This window comes from Klebsiella sp. 141162, assembly GCF_050600755.1.
GTDB classification, from domain to species: domain Bacteria; phylum Pseudomonadota; class Gammaproteobacteria; order Enterobacterales; family Enterobacteriaceae; genus Klebsiella; species Klebsiella aerogenes.
The window spans coordinates 310,077-326,165 of sequence record NZ_JAQIRI010000003.1 but is presented as its reverse complement, the minus strand read 5'-3'; the positions used below and the strand labels follow the sequence as shown (position 1 = coordinate 326,165).

Below are 16,089 nucleotides of genomic sequence, written 5' to 3'. Positions count from 1 at the left end.
ATGAAGTGGCCGTTCAGGCCACTTCATGTAGCGCTTGAGATAACGGCATTTTAGGAAATACCTGTTCAGGAATTGCGCTATTAAGGGAAAGATTAATTACCGTAATACCCTTTGCCTGTAAATGACGGCTGGCGAGTTCAAAGGCGGGGAAAACCATACCATCTACTTTATCGGCGAGATATGAGGGAAGCTTATTCTCACCGTTTTCATAAAATCGCGGTTGCTCAAAATTATTCATATCCAGACCGGCAATAATAATTCTGTTGAATCCCAGCCAGGCGATAATCTGCAGCGCCCAGTAAGCCACCGTTCCCGCATCAAATATCCCTTTGCGAATATCGGTTGAGAAACCAATATGGCTTAAGTGCTGGTGCAGGAGCGCACTTGGGGAGCGGCTAAAGACCGTCGCGATATCGTTACCGGGGATCTTCGGCTGGTAAATCTTATAACAGGCATCTTCAATCAGGGCGAGTCGACACTGAATATTGTTGAGCCCGATGCGCTCAATGATTTTGGCAATACCGTGGGTAGTGGTAAAAAAGAGGATCCGTGGATTGCTGACAATACCGGCGATAACCTCGGGTTTACGGTCAAAAAACTCCATATCAACGATCAGATACAGAGAAAACCCTACCTTTCCTTCGAGAAAGTAAGCGCCGTTGACGCCCATTACCGGCAACGATGACGGGATAATCGAAAAATCGACATCGTTGATCGATGGACCGGTCGCGGTGAGCAGCATTGGCCCGGAGAAAGCGTCTTTTAATTCACTTAGGCTACACAGCGGTACCGATTCGCCCTTGTATTGTAAGGCACAAATTTCACCGCTTTCCGCCCGGCGGATCTTTACCCACGGCCACAGGTTTTCATTGTGGCGGTAGGCGCGCGGGCGGGTATAGCGATAAATTTGCTTGAATAGCGATCCCATTAAACCAATCCCTGTGCTTGCAACAGTTGCTGAACATGCTCAGCGGTAATATCGCCGGTGCTGCTACCGTGCGGCGGGCGGACGATATGCTGGTTTTTGCCATATCCGCCAATCAGTCCCGGATCGGTTGGGCCGTAGAGCGTGAAATTGGGTTTATCAAGAGCCGCGGTAAGATGGCTCAGCCCGGTGTCGACGGAAACTACGCCGCGTGCGCCAGCCAGAATCTGCGCAACCTGCTCAAGGCTCATGCGCGGGAGTACATCGACGTTATCGCGCCCTTCCGCCAGCCGTTTTGCCCGCGCCTCTTCGTGCGGCGCGCCCCACGGCAGCTTAATACGTACGCCGCTACCTGCCAGTAGATCGAGAAGCGCTTGCCAGCGCGCTTCCGGCCAGTGTTTATCATCGCGGGTGGTGGCGTGCAGGAAGACCAGATACGGCTCTGTTACAGGCGCGTCAGGGCGAATAAAGTGGCGCGCGATGGCGTAATCACCCTGCGTTTGCGGCCTGGCATAGCCCAGGCTTTTGGCGAACAGTTCGCGCGTGCGCTCTACTGCGTGCTGCTCGACAGCAATATGGTGGCGACGGTTATAAAACAGGCTTGCCAGCGGCTCGCGGGCGGACTGCCAGTCCATGCCATGTTTGACGCCGTGCGCCAGACGCGTTACCAGCGCGGCGCTTTTCACCAGCCCCTGCGCATCAATAATGGCATCGTAGTTGACGGCTTTTACGGCATCGCGAAAGGCCTTTCTTTCCGCTTTGATAGGCGCGGAAAACCAGGCTTTGCGCCAGCGGCGAATCGCCACCGGAATCACCCGCTCGACGGCGGCATGCCATGAAGGGATCTGCGCGAAGCCTTCTTCAACCACCCAGTCAAAGCGGATACCGGGGATGGCCTGCGCGGCGTCGGTTAGCGCGGGCAGCGTGTGTAGCACGTCGCCCATGGACGAGGTTTTTACGATCAATACCCGCATCCGTTACGCTTCCTCGTGCTCGGTTTTTTCCGCTAACAGTTCGTTCAGCTCTTGCAGGACGCGTTCTGGAGTGATGTCGATCAGGCTTTGATGATAGCCCTCAGCGGCATCGCCTTTGCGCACCTTGTGGTAGCCGCTAATCAGGCGAATAACCCGCGCTTTATGCGACAGCGGCGGGGTAAAGTCCGGGCTGCTCGGGCCGTACAGCGCCACCAACGGGCGATCCAGCGCGGCGGCGACGTGCATCAGCCCCGAATCGTTGCTGACCACAGCCTGACAGGCGGCAATCAGAATCACGGCCTGTTCCAGCTGGGTTTCGCCGGCCAGGTTACGGCACCAGGCCTGCTGCTCGCTGCTGAGTGCGGCGATGATCTCTTTGCCGGCATCGTTATCTTTCGCCGAGCCGAAGAGCGCTATCTGATAACCATCGTCAATGAGCTTTTTCGCCAGCGCGGCATAGTGATAATGCGGCCAGCGTTTGGCCGGGCCGAATTCCGCGCCGGGGCAGAAGCCGATAATCGGCCGATCGTTCGAAAGATTAAAAGCGTTGCAGGCCTGTGATTTTTCGCCATCGTTGACCTGCAGCTGCGGCCACAGCAGCGGTTGTGGAAGGTCTTTAGCGCAGCGCATGACGCCGTTATCGTAGGCCAGCGCCACGTAGCGCTCCACCATCAGCGGCCAGGCGTCTTTGTCCAGCACGCGAGCGTCGTTAAGCAGGCCGTAGCGCATCTCGCCGCGCCAGCCGGTGCGCAGCGGGATGCTGGCAAAGAAAGGCACCAATGCCGATTTAAATGAGTTCGGCAGCACGTAAGCGCGATCGTAGCGACGATCGCGCAGGCTGTGGCCGAGTTTACGACGCTCGCCGATAGCCAGCGCGCCGTGGCCGAGCGGCATGGCGATCGCTTCGTTGACTTCCGGCATGCGCGATAACAACGGACGGCACCATGCCGGCGCCATCACGTCGATAATCGCCTGGGGATAGCGCGCCCTGAGCGTACGATAAAGACTTTGCGACATCATCATGTCGCCCACCCAAGACGGGCCTATCACCAATATTTTCATGCTTGTTTCTTACGCGTCGCGGTTTAGCCAGGCCATATATTCCGTTACGCCTTCAGCAACGGTTTTGAACGGTTTGTCATAGCCCGCTTTACGCAGGTTAGTCAGGTCGGCCTGCGTGAATGCCTGATAGCGGCCTTTCAGTTTGTCCGGGAACGGGATGTATTCAATGCTGCCTTTCTTATGGTACGCCAGGGTCGCATCGGCGACGGCCTGGAAGGATTCCGCGCGGCCGGTACCGAGGTTGAAGATACCGGAAACGCCATTTTCCCAGAACCACAGGTTTACCGCGGCGACATCGCCGACATAGACGAAGTCGCGTTTAAAGCCGTCGCTGCCTTCGAACAGTTTCGGACTTTCGCCATTATTCAGTTGGGTATTGAGGTGGAAGGCCACGCTCGCCATGCTGCCTTTGTGCCCTTCGCGCGGTCCGTAGACGTTGAAATAACGGAACCCGACGATCTGCGAATCCGCTTCCGGCAGGATCTGACGGACGTATTCGTCGAACAGGAATTTAGAGTAGCCGTAGACGTTCAGCGGTTTTTCAAATTCGCGTGATTCGATAAAGTCGCTGGTGCGCCCGCCGTAGGTGGCGGCGGAAGAGGCGTACAGGAACGGGATTTCGCGCTCCAGACAGTAGTGCAGCACCTCTTTGGAGTACTGATAGTTGTTATCCATCACATACTTGCCGTCCCACTCGGTCGTGGAAGAGCAGGCGCCTTCATGGAATACCGCTTCGATCTCGCCGAACTCTTCGCCGGCCATAATCTGGATCAGAAAATCTTCTTTATCCATGTAGTCAGCGATGTCCAGATCCACCAGGTTTACGAATTTGGTGCCGTCTTTCAGATTGTCTACAACCAGAATATCGGTGATGCCTTTGTCATTCAGGGCCTTAACGATGTTGCTGCCGATAAAGCCTGCGCCGCCGGTTACGATGATCATAACTGTACCTTTGAAGTAGAAAGCCCGGAAACAATCCGGACATGAATACTCATATCATATCACTACATCCGAAAGGCTTCAGCCATTCGCCGAAAAGGTGCTGGCCGTGCGTGATTTATGCTGCAAATTATTCATTCAGGCATGCATCATCTCGTATCAACGTATAGCTTTGGGTAATATGTGCCAAATTTTGCCGAATCTGGAGAGTTGCAATGCGTGGTGATTTCTACAAACAGTTAACCAATGACCTGGATACCGCGCGCGCGGAAGGGTTGTTTAAAGAAGAGCGTATCATTACTTCGGCTCAGCAGGCGGACATCACCGTCGGCGACAGCCACGTCATTAACTTCTGCGCCAATAACTATCTGGGTCTGGCGAACCACCCGGAACTGATTGCCGCGGCGAAATCCGGCATGGACAGCCACGGCTTCGGGATGGCCTCGGTGCGCTTCATCTGCGGTACCCAGGACACGCATAAGCAGCTCGAGAAGAAGCTGGCGGATTTCCTCGGTATGGAAGACGCGATTCTCTACTCCTCCTGCTTCGATGCCAACGGCGGCCTGTTTGAAACGCTGCTGGGGCCGGAAGATGCCATTATCTCTGATGCCCTGAATCACGCGTCGATCATCGACGGCGTGCGTCTGTGCAAAGCTAAGCGTTTCCGCTATGCCAACAACGACATGCAGGAGCTGGAAGCGCGTCTGAAAGAAGCGCGCGAAGCCGGCGCTCGCCACGTGCTGATCGCCACCGATGGCGTTTTCTCGATGGACGGCGTGATCGCCAACCTGAAAGGCGTCTGCGACCTGGCGGATAAATATGATGCGCTGGTGATGGTCGATGATTCTCACGCCGTGGGCTTTGTCGGCGAAAACGGCCGCGGTTCCCATGAATATTGCGACGTGATGGGCCGCGTCGACATCATCACCGGCACGTTGGGTAAAGCGCTGGGCGGCGCGTCAGGCGGTTACACCGCCGCACGCAAAGAAGTCGTTGAGTGGCTGCGCCAGCGTTCTCGTCCGTATCTGTTCTCCAACTCCCTGGCGCCGGCCATTGTCGCCGCCTCCATCAAGGTGCTGGAGATGGTGGAAGCGGGCAGCGAACTGCGCGATCGCCTGTGGGCTAACGCGCGCCTGTTCCGCGAAAAAATGACCGCCGCAGGCTTTACCCTGGCAGGCGCCGACCACGCGATTATCCCGGTGATGCTCGGTGAAGCCACCATCGCCCAGGAGTTCGCGCGCGAATTGCAAAAAGAAGGTATTTACGTCACCGGTTTCTTCTATCCGGTGGTTCCAAAAGGCCAGGCGCGTATTCGCACCCAGATGTCGGCGGCGCATACCCCTGAACAAATTGAACGTGCGGTAGAAGCCTTTACCCGCATCGGCAAACAACTGGGCGTCATCGCCTAATAAGGGTGTGAGATGAAAGCGTTATCCAAACTGAAAGCGGAAGAAGGCATCTGGATGACCGACGTACCGGAACCGGAAGTCGGCCATAACGATCTGCTGATTAAAATCCGTAAGACCGCGATTTGCGGTACCGATGTGCACATCTATAACTGGGATGAATGGTCGCAGAAAACCATCCCGGTACCGATGGTGGTGGGTCACGAGTATGTCGGTGAAGTCGTGGGTATCGGTCAGGAAGTGCGCGGCTTTAAGCTCGGCGATCGCGTTTCCGGCGAAGGGCACATCACCTGCGGACACTGCCGTAACTGTCGCGGCGGCCGCACGCATCTGTGCCGCAATACCATCGGCGTGGGGGTAAACCGCCCGGGCTGTTTCGCTGAATATCTGGTGATCCCGGCCTTCAACGCTTTCAAAATCCCGGACAATATCTCTGACGACCTGGCATCAATCTTCGACCCGTTCGGTAATGCGGTGCATACCGCGCTCTCCTTCGACCTGGTCGGTGAAGATGTTCTGGTTTCCGGCGCCGGTCCGATCGGGGTGATGGCCGCGGCGGTGGCGAAACATGTCGGCGCGCGTAACGTGGTGATTACCGATGTTAACGAATATCGCCTGGAACTGGCGCGTAAAATGGGCGTCACCCGCGCGGTCAACGTGGCGAAAGAGAATCTTAACGATGTGATGGCGGAGCTGGGGATGACTGAAGGCTTCGACGTGGGCCTGGAGATGTCCGGCGCGCCGCCGGCGTTTCGTACCATGCTCGATACCATGAACCATGGCGGACGTATTGCGATGCTGGGTATTCCTCCGTCGGATATGTCTATCGACTGGACCAAGGTCATCTTCAAGGGGCTGTTTATTAAAGGGATTTACGGCCGCGAAATGTTTGAAACCTGGTATAAGATGGCGGCGCTGATCCAGTCGGGCCTCGATCTTTCGCCGATTATCACCCATCGTTTCGGTATTGATGACTTCCAGAAAGGCTTTGACGCGATGCGTTCCGGTCAGTCTGGTAAAGTGGTACTGAGCTGGGATTAAGCGAATTATCGTCAGGATGACGATAATAAGCATTCTTGCTGCCCATGGTTTATGGGCAGCATATTCCCAACATATATATTAATAATAAATTTTTTGTTATTACTACGATCGCTATTGAACTGGCTCCGGTTTTATTTATATTCTGCCATATCTTCATATAACAAGGATGATATATATGGCATACCCTATTTTCATCAATCGTGTTTGGCAATTGAAGAATATCATCTTACCGGCGTTGCTGCTTTTAATGAGTTTTAGCATTCTGGCTGAGCAAAGGCTTGAACATGGCGTGCTGCAAGCCTACTGGAAGGCGCAATGGAGCGATAATGCTACCATTAATGTTCCGGCACTCGGATTTCGCTATTATTGGCTGGATGACCAGGGGAAATTTAAAAAAGTCATCAATATATATGTTAAGGGAACGCTGAAAGAACAGTTGCTGTTTATTAGGCAGAACTTTAGTGATATCCCGGAGAATTTTATCAGGTTTCGCGAGTGGCATGTTAACCAGTCGGGCAGTCTGTTGGTTAATAATGTCGCGCAGTATGCCGAATGCAACAGTGAGAACTATAGCGCCTTATTACTCTCGTTTATTCCCACGCAAAATAAATCCTTACCTAATATAGACGACATGAATGTTCAGGTCTCTTGCGGCGGGGACGGACGCTATCCCTGGTTAACGACATATCATTTACAGCGTGAATGGAATCAGCTTTCATTCAAAGAATGGCCAGATGATAATGCGAATAATACATATTCCGTTATGGCTGATGACGTGGTGGTTAAAATACGCACTATTAACAAATACTGGATCTATGCCGCTCTTTACGATGATAGCAAAGCGGACCGTATGAGTGACAAACGGGGGTACATAAGGAGAGGGCATCTCAAACCCGATAACTGACACCCGATGGTATCGGGCAAGGTGATGAAATTTATCTCAAGGTAGATTTATTTAGATTTGGATAACATTTCTAAAATAATACGCATCTACCGCACTATTTCCGCATCGATCTTTTGCCTATTCGTTTATACAGTTGGTTTACTCTTCGTTTAATCGCATAAACCCTATGTTTAAGCTCTCAGTATGCTTGCTTACCTGTAATTCGGCCCGCTTATTACGGGAAGTCTTGCCGCCGCTGTTGCGGGTGGCGGATGAGTTTATTGTCGTTGATTCAGGCAGTACGGATGAAACGCTGCAGATATGTCAGCAGTTTGGCATAACGGTTCACCATCACCCCTATGCCGCCCATGGCATGCAGATGAACTATGCAACCTCGCTGGCGACCCATGACTGGGTGCTATGTATGGATAGCGATGAAATTCTGGATGAAGAAGTGGTTGCGGCGATTCTGGCGCTTAAGGCGGGAGAGGAACCGGATCCGAGCTGCGCGTGGCGTCTGCCGCGCTACTGGTTCGTGCTTGGCGAGCAGGTGCGGACTATTTATCCCATCTCATCGCCGGATTACCCGGTACGCCTGTTTAACCGTCAGCGTGCCAGCTTTAACCAGCGGCCGGTGGACGATCAGGTGGTCGGCCATCTGACCTCGACCAGGCTACCGGGCTTTGTCCGCCACGATACCTTCTATTCACTGCATGAGGTGTTTAACAAGCTCAACAGCTATACCACCCGGCTGGTGAAGGCGCAAAAGGTCAGGCCGTCGCTCAGTCGCGGGATTATCAGCGCCATCGGCGCGTTTTTTAAGTGGTATCTGTTCAGCGGCGCGTGGCGTAGCGGTAAGGTGGGGGCTGTCACCGGACTGTATGCCACCTTGTACAGCTTCATGAAGTATTTTAAAGCCTGGTATGCTCACGACGGGAAGCGGCAGGGAACCGTGACGGAGAAGCGCACGGATCCCTGATGAAGATTAGTTGGTGGGGCTATCCCAGCCCTGCCATTTAAGCTGGTAATACTGGACCAGCGCGCTCTGGCTGATGCTTTCGCTGAGAATGCTAAAGAAGCGGCTGGCGTTCACCGGCTCCAGCGGACGCTTCGGTTTGCAGTATTTCACGCCGTGGAACGGGTTACGCGGCTTCTGCTGCTGCGGCACGTTTGGTTGCGCAGGCGTGTTCGGCGTCGAGTTATCGACCTGCGGTTCGTTCAGCAGATTGCTCGGGCGCACCAACGTGATATCTGGCGGCAGGTTATAAACCATTTGCTGTAGTACCCGCACCGTTGAAGGGTGTGGGTGACCAATGGCGATCGCCGAACCGTTACGCCGCGCCAGCGCGATGGCGCGGTTGAACTGGGTGCGGATGTCCGCCTCGTTCTGGGTATCGTCGAGAAACACTTTGCGTTTAATCACCTTCACGCCGGTCCCCTGGGCGGCGCGCATGGCCTGGGTGTTGCCGATGGTCACGCTATCGAGAAAATAGAGATTGTAGCGTTCCAGCGCCTGCATCACCTTCTGCATGCCGAACAGGTTAGAGGTCATGGCGCTACCCATGTGGTTGTTCAGCCCGACGGCGTAAGGCACTTTCCCGTAAGCCTCACGAATAATACGTTCGATCTCATCGCTGCTCATATCCGGGCGCAGGGTGTCTTTTTCCAGCGGTTGCTTGCTGAGCGGCGCCATCGGCAGGTGGATCAGCACTTCGTGGCCCAGATTATGCGCTTTAGTGGCCATTTCCCGGGCGTGGGGGGCGTTCGGCAGCACGGCAACGGAGATGGTGGGCGGCAGCGCCAGCACCTTATTTTCCGTCTGTGGACGATAGCCGAAATCATCGATAACGATAGAGAGTTTACCGGCGAAAACCGGCGCAGCTATAGTCAGTGAACCGGCTACAGCAAGTGCAATCATGCGAAATTGGAGCAAAACTTATCTTCCCAACCACGGCTGTGGATTGACCGCCTGACCCTGGCGGCGAATTTCGAAATAGAGCGACGGACGACCCTGACCACCGCTACTGCCTACCAGCGCGATAGCCTGGCCCGCGCGGACCTGGGTACCGACGCTGACCAGCGCGCTTTGGTTATAGCCGTAAAGACTCATGTCGCCTTTGCCGTGTTCAACGACGACCACCAGCCCGTAGCCCTGCAGCCAGTCGGCGAGGATCACCCGACCATCGGCAATGGCTTTGACTTCGGTGCCTTCAGACGCAGCGATAACCATCCCTTTCCAACGTAGTTCACCTTGCAGCTGTTCGCCATAACGATGAAGAATTGTTCCGCGAACCGGCCAGAAGGCCTGCCCGCGCGGCGCGCCGAGGCCGCCGGTTCGCGACATCAGCGAACGTTCGCTTTCGGTTGGTTTATAGGTGGTGCCTTTGCGCGAGGCTTCCTGCTGACGGTCGCGTACCGCCTGGGCATCGCGAGCCTCGCGGTCGGCGCGGGCTTTGGCTGCCGCTTCCGCCTGGGCGATGCGACCGCGCAGGCGCGATTCGTTAGCGCGCAGTTCGCTGAGCTGCTGTTGGCCTTTCTGAATGGAGGATTCGAGGCTGGAGAGCGTCTTTTTACGCTCGTTGCGCGCCTGCTCAAGCTTGGCCTGCTGCGCTTTTTGCTCGTAAACCAGCGTTTGCTGCTGGCTTTGTTTTTCTTCCAGCATCGATTTCTGCACCGCGACTTCTTCGCGCGTCTGCTTGAGCTGGGCGATAGTCTCCTGACGGGCCTGGTTAAAGTAACCAAAATAGGCCTGCAGGCGCTGGTTGCGCTGCCCCTCTTCACCGCTGAGGATCATCTGCATGCCGGTATGCGGCCCCTGGCGGAAGGCGGCATCAAGCTGCGCGGCGAGGTTACGTTCCTGGGAGGCGCGCTGGCGCTCCAGCTTAGCGATAGACGCGTTCATCTCGTCGATCTGCTTATTGAGCTGGTTGAGGGTATCCTGAGTTTCACGCAGCTTACGCGCGGCGGCGGAGATCGCTTCTTCCTGCGCTTTTAGCTGGGCCAGCAGAGAGGAGCGTTGCTGCTGCTGTTGCTGAATCGCGCGCTGTTTGGCGGCGATATCGGCCTGAATGGATTTCAGCTGGTCGCGGTCATCGGCGTGAGCGGATGCGGCGCACAGCAATACGCCAGCGCTAAGCGCGCTGGCGTAAAGAACGGATCGAACAGCCGTTGCGATCCATGTATTTGAATAAGTCGCCTTTCCCCTCATGGGGAAGGATTATTCCACGATGAACAGCGGCTTGCCAGTCATCTCTTGCGGGATTTCCATTCCCATTAGCGACAGCATGGTTGGCGCGATGTCGGAAAGCTTGCCGCCTTCGGCCACTTTCACGGTTTTGTCGCCAACGTAGATCAGCGGAACCGGCAGGTTAGTATGCGCGGTGTGCGCCTGTCCGGTCGCTGGATCGCGCATTTGCTCGGCGTTGCCGTGGTCGGCGGTGATCAGCAGCTGACCGCCGACGGATTCAACGGCCGCAGCCACTTGTTCGATGCAGTGATCCAGCGCTTCAACCGCTTTTACCGCCGCTTCCATCACCCCGGTATGGCCAACCATATCGCCGTTCGGGTAGTTACAGATGATGGTGTCATACTGGCCGCCTTTGATGGCCGCAACCAGTTTCTCGGTCAGCTCGGCGGAACTCATTTCCGGCTGCAGGTCGTAAGTGGCGACCTTCGGCGAGTTAATCAGAATACGGTCTTCGCCTTTGAACGGATCTTCTACGCCGCCGTTAAAGAAGAAGGTCACGTGCGCATATTTCTCGGTTTCGGAGATGCGCAGCTGGGTTTTGTCGTGCTTCGCCATCCACTCGCCGAAAGTGTTAACCAGTGAAGCTGGTGGATAGGCGCAAGCGACTTTGATGTCGGCGGCGTATTCGGTCAGCATCACGAAGTCGAGGTTAACGACTTTCTTACGCGCGAAGCCGTCGAAGTCGGCGTTAACGAAGGCGCGGGTGATTTCGCGCGCGCGGTCAGCGCGGAAGTTCATGAAGATCAGCGCGTCGCCGTCTTCCATCGCGGCATCGGCCTGGCCGGCGGCGCGGATAACGGTCGCTTTGACGAACTCGTCGTTTTCGTCACGGGCATAGGCTGCCTGCAGGCCCGCTACGGCGGTGTCGGCCTGGAATTCGCCTTTGGCCAGCGTCATCAGGTCATAGGCTTGTTCAACGCGATCCCAGCGGTTGTCGCGGTCCATGGCGTAGTAGCGGCCAATGATAGAGGCGATACGGCCTTTGCCCAGCGCGGTGAATTTAGCTTCGAATTTAGCCAGCGTCGCTTCAGCGCTGCGCGGCGGCGTGTCGCGGCCATCGAGGAAAGCGTGCAGATAGATTTTCTCTGCGCCGCGCTCGGCGGCCAGTTCTACCATCGCCATGATATGGTCTTCGTGGCTGTGAACGCCGCCAGGCGACATCAGGCCCATGATATGTACCGCTTTACCTGCGGCGACGGCTTTGTCGACCGCGCCGGTCAGCACCGGATTGGCGAAGAAGATGCGTTCTTTGATTTCAACGTCCAGACGGGTCAGATCCTGATACACGATACGACCCGCGCCGAGGTTTACGTGACCCACTTCGGAGTTACCCATCTGGCGGTCAGGCAGGCCGACTTCCAGACCGGATGCGTCAATCAGGGTGTGCGGACGTTTTGCCCACAGTGCGTCCATTACCGGCGTTTTCGCGCTATAAATGGCGTTATCCTGCTGGTCTTCACGGTAGCCGTAGCCATCCAGAATCACCAGTACCATAGGTTTTTTAGTAACCGACATTGCGACAACCTCATGCTCAAAGACAGAAAATTTGCGTAATTTTACTACAGCTGAATCGATCAAATCACCGTAAAAGATCAAAGAAAGGGAAGGGACGACGCCAGAGCCGATGGCGAAGTCGGCTTTTTTTTCGTGACGGGCCGCAGAAAATACATTACATCGCGCTCACTGGCTGTATTTGCCGCAATGCACAGGTATACTCCTTCCCTGGTTTTTTTATCACTTAGTCGGGAGTTGTAACCCCCCATGCAAGAAATTATGCAATTCATCGGCCGTCACCCGGTCCTGAGCATCGCGTGGATCGCGCTGCTGGGTGCGGTACTGTTCACCACCTTTAAGGGCTTGATGTCGAAAGTTAAAGTCATCACCCGTGGTGAAGCGACGCGTCTTATCAACAAAGAAGAAGCCGTTGTTGTCGACCTGCGTCAGCGTGACGACTTCCGTAAAGGCCATATCGCCGGCGCTATCAACCTGCTGCCTGCCGATATCAAAGCAAATAACGTCGGCGAGTTGGAAAAACACAAAGCACAACCCATTATTGTTGTGGATGGGTCCGGCATGCAGGCGCAAGAACCTGCCAGCCTGCTGAATAAAGCCGGATTCGAAAAAGTCTTTGTACTGAAAGAAGGCATCGCAGGCTGGAGCGGCGAGAACCTTCCGCTGGTACGCGGCAAATAATTTACCCCCGCGTCGTTATGGCGCAGCGGTTCCCCCGATAACCTCTCAGGCGGCGGGGAGCCTCTGCGGCGTAAAATCCCTCGGGGTAAAAACAGGAGTGAGTCATGGCCAATATTGAGATCTATACCAAAGCGACCTGCCCGTTCTGCATCCGCGCCAAAGCGCTGCTGAACAGCAAGGGCGTGACGTTCAACGAACTGCCTATCGATGGCGATGCCGCAAAGCGTGAAGAGATGATCCAGCGCAGCGGCCGGACGACGGTTCCGCAGATTTTTATTGATGCGCAGCACATTGGCGGCTGTGACGACTTGTATGCGCTTGATTCACGTGGTGGACTTGATCCCCTCTTGCGCTAATTTTTACGTTTTCCCCATTCAGGGGCCGCGTATTTAAGGACAACACGAAAGGGTTTTACTATGTCAGAACAAAACAGCACCGAAATGACTTTCCAGATTCAGCGCATCTACACCAAAGACGTTTCCTTCGAAGCGCCAAATGCGCCGCAAGTTTTCCAGAAAGATTGGCAGCCGGAAGTTAAACTTGATCTGGATACCGCTTCCAGCCAGCTGGCTGAAGGCGTTTATGAAGTGGTGCTGCGTGTCACCGTAACGGCATCGCTGGGCGAAGAAACCGCATTCCTGTGCGAAGTACAGCAGGGCGGCATCTTCTCCATCGACGGCATCGATGGCAACCAGATGGCGCACTGCCTCGGCGCGTACTGCCCGAACATTCTGTTCCCGTACGCTCGCGAGACTGTTACCAGCCTGGTTTCCCGCGGCACCTTCCCGCAACTCAACCTTGCGCCGGTGAACTTTGACGCGCTGTTTATGAACTATCTGCAACAGCAGGCTGGCGAAGGTGCTGAACAACATCAGGATGCCTGATGAACGCGCTTAATGCTGCAATGACTGTGATCGGTGCCGGCTCTTACGGCACCGCTCTTGCCATCACCCTGGCAAGAAATGGCCACGAGGTTGTCCTCTGGGGCCATGACCCGAAACATATCGCGACGCTGCAACACGATCGCTGCAACGCCGCGTTCCTTCCCGATGTGCCCTTCCCGGACACGCTGCGCCTTGAGAGCGATTTAGCGACGGCGCTGGCCGCCAGCCGCGATATCCTCGTGGTGGTGCCGAGCCACGTCTTCGGTCAGGTTTTGCGCCAGATTAAACCGCTGATGCGTTCAGATGCGCGTCTGGTGTGGGCGACGAAAGGCCTGGAGGCCGAAACCGGCCGTCTGCTGCAGGACGTGGCGCGTGAAGCGCTGGGCGATGACATCCCATTAGCGGTCATCTCCGGTCCGACTTTCGCCAAAGAGCTGGCCGCCGGCCTGCCGACGGCGATTTCTCTGGCGGCGACGGATCCGCAGTTTGCGGAAGACCTTCAGCGCCTGCTGCACTGCGGTAAAAGCTTCCGCGTCTACATCAACCCGGACTTTATCGGCGTGCAGCTGGGCGGCGCGGTGAAAAACGTTATCGCCATCGGCGCCGGGATGTCTGACGGTATCGGCTTTGGCGCGAATGCCCGTACGGCGTTGATCACCCGTGGTCTGGTGGAAATGTCCCGTCTCGGGGCGGCGCTGGGCGCCGATCCGGAAACCTTCATGGGCATGGCCGGGTTGGGCGACCTGGTACTGACTTGTACCGATAACCAATCGCGAAACCGCCGTTTTGGCATGATGCTCGGACAGGGCATGGACGTGCAAAGCGCGCAGGACAAGATTGGCCAGGTGGTTGAAGGCTATCGCAATACCAAAGAGGTTCGCGTTCTGGCGCAGCGTTTAGGCGTCGAAATGCCAATAACCGAGGAAATTTATCAGGTATTGTATTGCGGAAAAATTGCGCGCGAGGCAGCATTGACCTTATTGGGTCGCGCACGCAAGGACGAACGCAGCGCCAACTAGCCGCAGGGAAAGTCTGTTACCTGTATGACCCGGTCAGCGAAGAACTGACCGGTCATAATTCTTACCGTCTGGAGTATGCAATGCCGTGTGAAGAACTGGATATCGTCTGGAACAATATTAAAGCCGAAGCCCGGGCTTTGGCCGACTGTGAGCCGATGCTCGCCAGTTTTTACCACGCAACGCTACTCAAGCACGAAAATCTGGGCAGCGCCCTGAGCTATATGCTGGCGAATAAGCTGGCCTCGCCGATTATGCCCGCTATCGCCATTCGCGAAGTAGTGGAAGAGGCTTATGCCGCTGACCCTGAGATGATCGCTTCCGCCGCCTGTGATATCCAGGCGGTACGTACCCGCGACCCTGCGGTCGATAAATACTCAACGCCGCTGTTGTACCTGAAAGGCTTCCATGCGCTGCAGGCCTACCGCATCGGCCACTGGCTGTGGAATCAGGGGCGCCGCGCGCTGGCTATTTTCCTGCAGAACCAGGTCTCCGTCTCGTTCCAGGTCGATATCCATCCGGCGGCGAAGATTGGCCGTGGGATCATGCTCGACCACGCCACCGGTATCGTGGTCGGTGAAACGGCGGTGATTGAAGACGACGTATCCATTCTGCAGTCCGTGACCCTCGGCGGTACCGGCAAAACCAGCGGCGACCGTCACCCGAAAATTCGCGAAGGCGTGATGATTGGCGCCGGGGCGAAGATCCTCGGCAATATCGAAGTCGGGCGCGGGGCGAAGATTGGCGCCGGTTCCGTGGTGCTGCAACCTGTGCCGCCGCATACCACCGCCGCAGGCGTACCGGCGCGCATCGTCGGTAAGCCGGAGAGCGACAAACCGGCGATGGATATGGATCAGCATTTTAATGGCATCCACCATACCTTCGAGTACGGCGACGGGATTTGATTTATTGCCATTTGCCGCCGTTAAGCTCAGAGAGGTAGCCCGGATAAGGCGCAAAGCGCCGCAATCCGGGAACCGCTCAGGTTAGCTGCGTAACACGGCGCCCGGGTATCCCAACTGGCGCCAGGCTTCATACACCACCACCGACACCGCGTTTGACAGGTTCATGCTGCGGCTGTCCGGCATCATCGGAATACGGATTTTTTGCTCCGCCGGTAGGGCATCGAGGATGCTGGCCGGCAGGCCGCGCGTTTCCGGACCAAACATCAAGAAATCACCATCCTGATAGCTTACCGCGCTGTGGGCGGGCGTGCCTTTGGTGGTGAGGGCGAACAGGCGCTGCGGCTTCGCGCTGGCGATAAACGCCGCATAATCCGCGTGGCGCTGTACGGCGGTGAACTCGTGATAATCCAACCCGGCGCGTCTCAGGCGTTTATCGTCCCAGGTAAAGCCCATTGGCTCAATGATATGTAAATTGAAGCCGGTGTTGGCGCACAGGCGGATGATATTGCCGGTGTTCGGCGGGATTTCTGGTTCGAATAACACGATGTTCAGCATACTGCCCCCTTAATTGCGGGGGGCAGAATAGCAGATATTTGCCGAACCCTCACCCCGAC

The 16,089-nt window shown here is 55.9% G+C and carries 17 protein-coding genes; 9 read left to right on the top strand and 8 right to left on the bottom strand.

Going from position 1 to position 16,089, the window contains the following annotated elements; all coding sequences use genetic code 11:
• Positions 1 to 13: 13 nt before the first annotated feature.
• From PGR23_RS12710 to rfaD, 4 genes are read right to left on the bottom strand one after another with little or no spacing between them, the layout of a single operon-like run.
• Complete coding sequence (locus PGR23_RS12710) at positions 14 to 928, bottom strand: sugar glycosyltransferase (RefSeq protein WP_396279311.1); 915 nt, start codon at positions 926 to 928, stop codon at positions 14 to 16.
• Positions 928 to 1,899 (bottom strand): lipopolysaccharide heptosyltransferase RfaC, encoded by a 972-nt coding sequence (gene rfaC, locus PGR23_RS12705; RefSeq protein ID WP_396279312.1) that lies wholly within the window; start codon positions 1,897 to 1,899, stop codon positions 928 to 930. The genes PGR23_RS12710 and rfaC overlap by 1 nt, the downstream gene beginning before the upstream one ends.
• A gap of 3 nt (positions 1,900 to 1,902) precedes the next feature.
• Positions 1,903 to 2,961, bottom strand: coding sequence for an ADP-heptose--LPS heptosyltransferase RfaF (gene rfaF, locus PGR23_RS12700; protein ID WP_047078185.1), 1,059 nt, complete (start codon positions 2,959 to 2,961; stop codon positions 1,903 to 1,905).
• A 9-nt stretch (positions 2,962 to 2,970) separates the two neighbouring features.
• Entirely contained in the window at positions 2,971 to 3,903 is a 933-nt protein-coding gene (gene rfaD, locus PGR23_RS12695; protein ID WP_045390625.1) for an ADP-glyceromanno-heptose 6-epimerase, read from the bottom strand.
• Between the two features lie 212 nt (positions 3,904 to 4,115).
• On the opposite strand from rfaD, the gene kbl reads away from it, so the two are divergent.
• The 4 genes from kbl to PGR23_RS12675 all read left to right on the top strand — a co-directional run bounded on the left by kbl (position 4,116) and on the right by PGR23_RS12675 (position 8,209).
• On the top strand, positions 4,116 to 5,309 hold the full coding sequence (kbl, locus tag PGR23_RS12690; protein ID WP_015703795.1) for a glycine C-acetyltransferase: 1,194 nt from the start codon (positions 4,116 to 4,118) through the stop codon (positions 5,307 to 5,309).
• A 12-nt stretch (positions 5,310 to 5,321) separates the two neighbouring features.
• Positions 5,322 to 6,347, top strand: a complete 1,026-nt coding sequence (tdh, locus tag PGR23_RS12685) for an L-threonine 3-dehydrogenase (protein WP_015369171.1) — start codon at positions 5,322 to 5,324, stop codon at positions 6,345 to 6,347.
• A 175-nt stretch (positions 6,348 to 6,522) separates the two neighbouring features.
• Positions 6,523 to 7,251: a hypothetical protein gene (locus PGR23_RS12680; protein ID WP_213797566.1), complete on the top strand. Its 729-nt coding sequence runs from the start codon at positions 6,523 to 6,525 to the stop codon at positions 7,249 to 7,251.
• A 166-nt stretch (positions 7,252 to 7,417) separates the two neighbouring features.
• The gene (locus PGR23_RS12675) at positions 7,418 to 8,209 is read left to right on the top strand and encodes a glycosyltransferase family 2 protein (RefSeq protein WP_063447245.1); all 792 of its coding nucleotides are present in this window, start codon (positions 7,418 to 7,420) and stop codon (positions 8,207 to 8,209) included.
• A 6-nt stretch (positions 8,210 to 8,215) separates the two neighbouring features.
• Here PGR23_RS12675 and PGR23_RS12670 read toward each other — a convergent pair whose 3' ends face one another.
• From PGR23_RS12670 to gpmM, 3 genes are read right to left on the bottom strand one after another with little or no spacing between them, the layout of a single operon-like run.
• Complete coding sequence (locus tag PGR23_RS12670; protein WP_348876604.1) at positions 8,216 to 9,163, bottom strand: divergent polysaccharide deacetylase family protein; 948 nt, start codon at positions 9,161 to 9,163, stop codon at positions 8,216 to 8,218.
• 3 nt (positions 9,164 to 9,166) lie between these two features.
• Complete coding sequence (gene envC, locus PGR23_RS12665) at positions 9,167 to 10,438, bottom strand: murein hydrolase activator EnvC (RefSeq protein WP_045390637.1); 1,272 nt, start codon at positions 10,436 to 10,438, stop codon at positions 9,167 to 9,169.
• Positions 10,439 to 10,447: 9 nt separating this feature from the next.
• On the bottom strand, positions 10,448 to 11,992 hold the full coding sequence (gene gpmM / locus PGR23_RS12660; protein WP_396279313.1) for a 2,3-bisphosphoglycerate-independent phosphoglycerate mutase: 1,545 nt from the start codon (positions 11,990 to 11,992) through the stop codon (positions 10,448 to 10,450).
• Positions 11,993 to 12,238: 246 nt separating this feature from the next.
• On the opposite strand from gpmM, the gene PGR23_RS12655 reads away from it, so the two are divergent.
• The 5 genes from PGR23_RS12655 to cysE all read left to right on the top strand — a co-directional run bounded on the left by PGR23_RS12655 (position 12,239) and on the right by cysE (position 15,475).
• Positions 12,239 to 12,670, top strand: coding sequence for a rhodanese-like domain-containing protein (locus PGR23_RS12655; protein ID WP_015369178.1), 432 nt, complete (start codon positions 12,239 to 12,241; stop codon positions 12,668 to 12,670).
• 104 nt (positions 12,671 to 12,774) lie between these two features.
• Complete coding sequence (grxC, locus tag PGR23_RS12650) at positions 12,775 to 13,026, top strand: glutaredoxin 3 (RefSeq protein WP_015369179.1); 252 nt, start codon at positions 12,775 to 12,777, stop codon at positions 13,024 to 13,026.
• Positions 13,027 to 13,086: 60 nt separating this feature from the next.
• Entirely contained in the window at positions 13,087 to 13,554 is a 468-nt protein-coding gene (gene secB, locus PGR23_RS12645) for a protein-export chaperone SecB (protein ID WP_015369180.1), read from the top strand.
• Complete coding sequence (gene gpsA, locus PGR23_RS12640) at positions 13,554 to 14,573, top strand: NAD(P)H-dependent glycerol-3-phosphate dehydrogenase (RefSeq protein ID WP_015369181.1); 1,020 nt, start codon at positions 13,554 to 13,556, stop codon at positions 14,571 to 14,573. The genes secB and gpsA overlap by 1 nt, the downstream gene beginning before the upstream one ends.
• Before the next feature lie 80 nt (positions 14,574 to 14,653).
• Entirely contained in the window at positions 14,654 to 15,475 is an 822-nt protein-coding gene (gene cysE / locus PGR23_RS12635) for a serine O-acetyltransferase (RefSeq protein WP_004106845.1), read from the top strand.
• An 81-nt stretch (positions 15,476 to 15,556) separates the two neighbouring features.
• Here the strand turns inward: cysE and trmL are convergent, their stop codons facing one another.
• Entirely contained in the window at positions 15,557 to 16,030 is a 474-nt protein-coding gene (trmL, locus tag PGR23_RS12630) for a tRNA (uridine(34)/cytosine(34)/5-carboxymethylaminomethyluridine(34)-2'-O)-methyltransferase TrmL (protein WP_045359275.1), read from the bottom strand.
• Between the last annotated feature and the right edge of the window lie 59 nt (positions 16,031 to 16,089).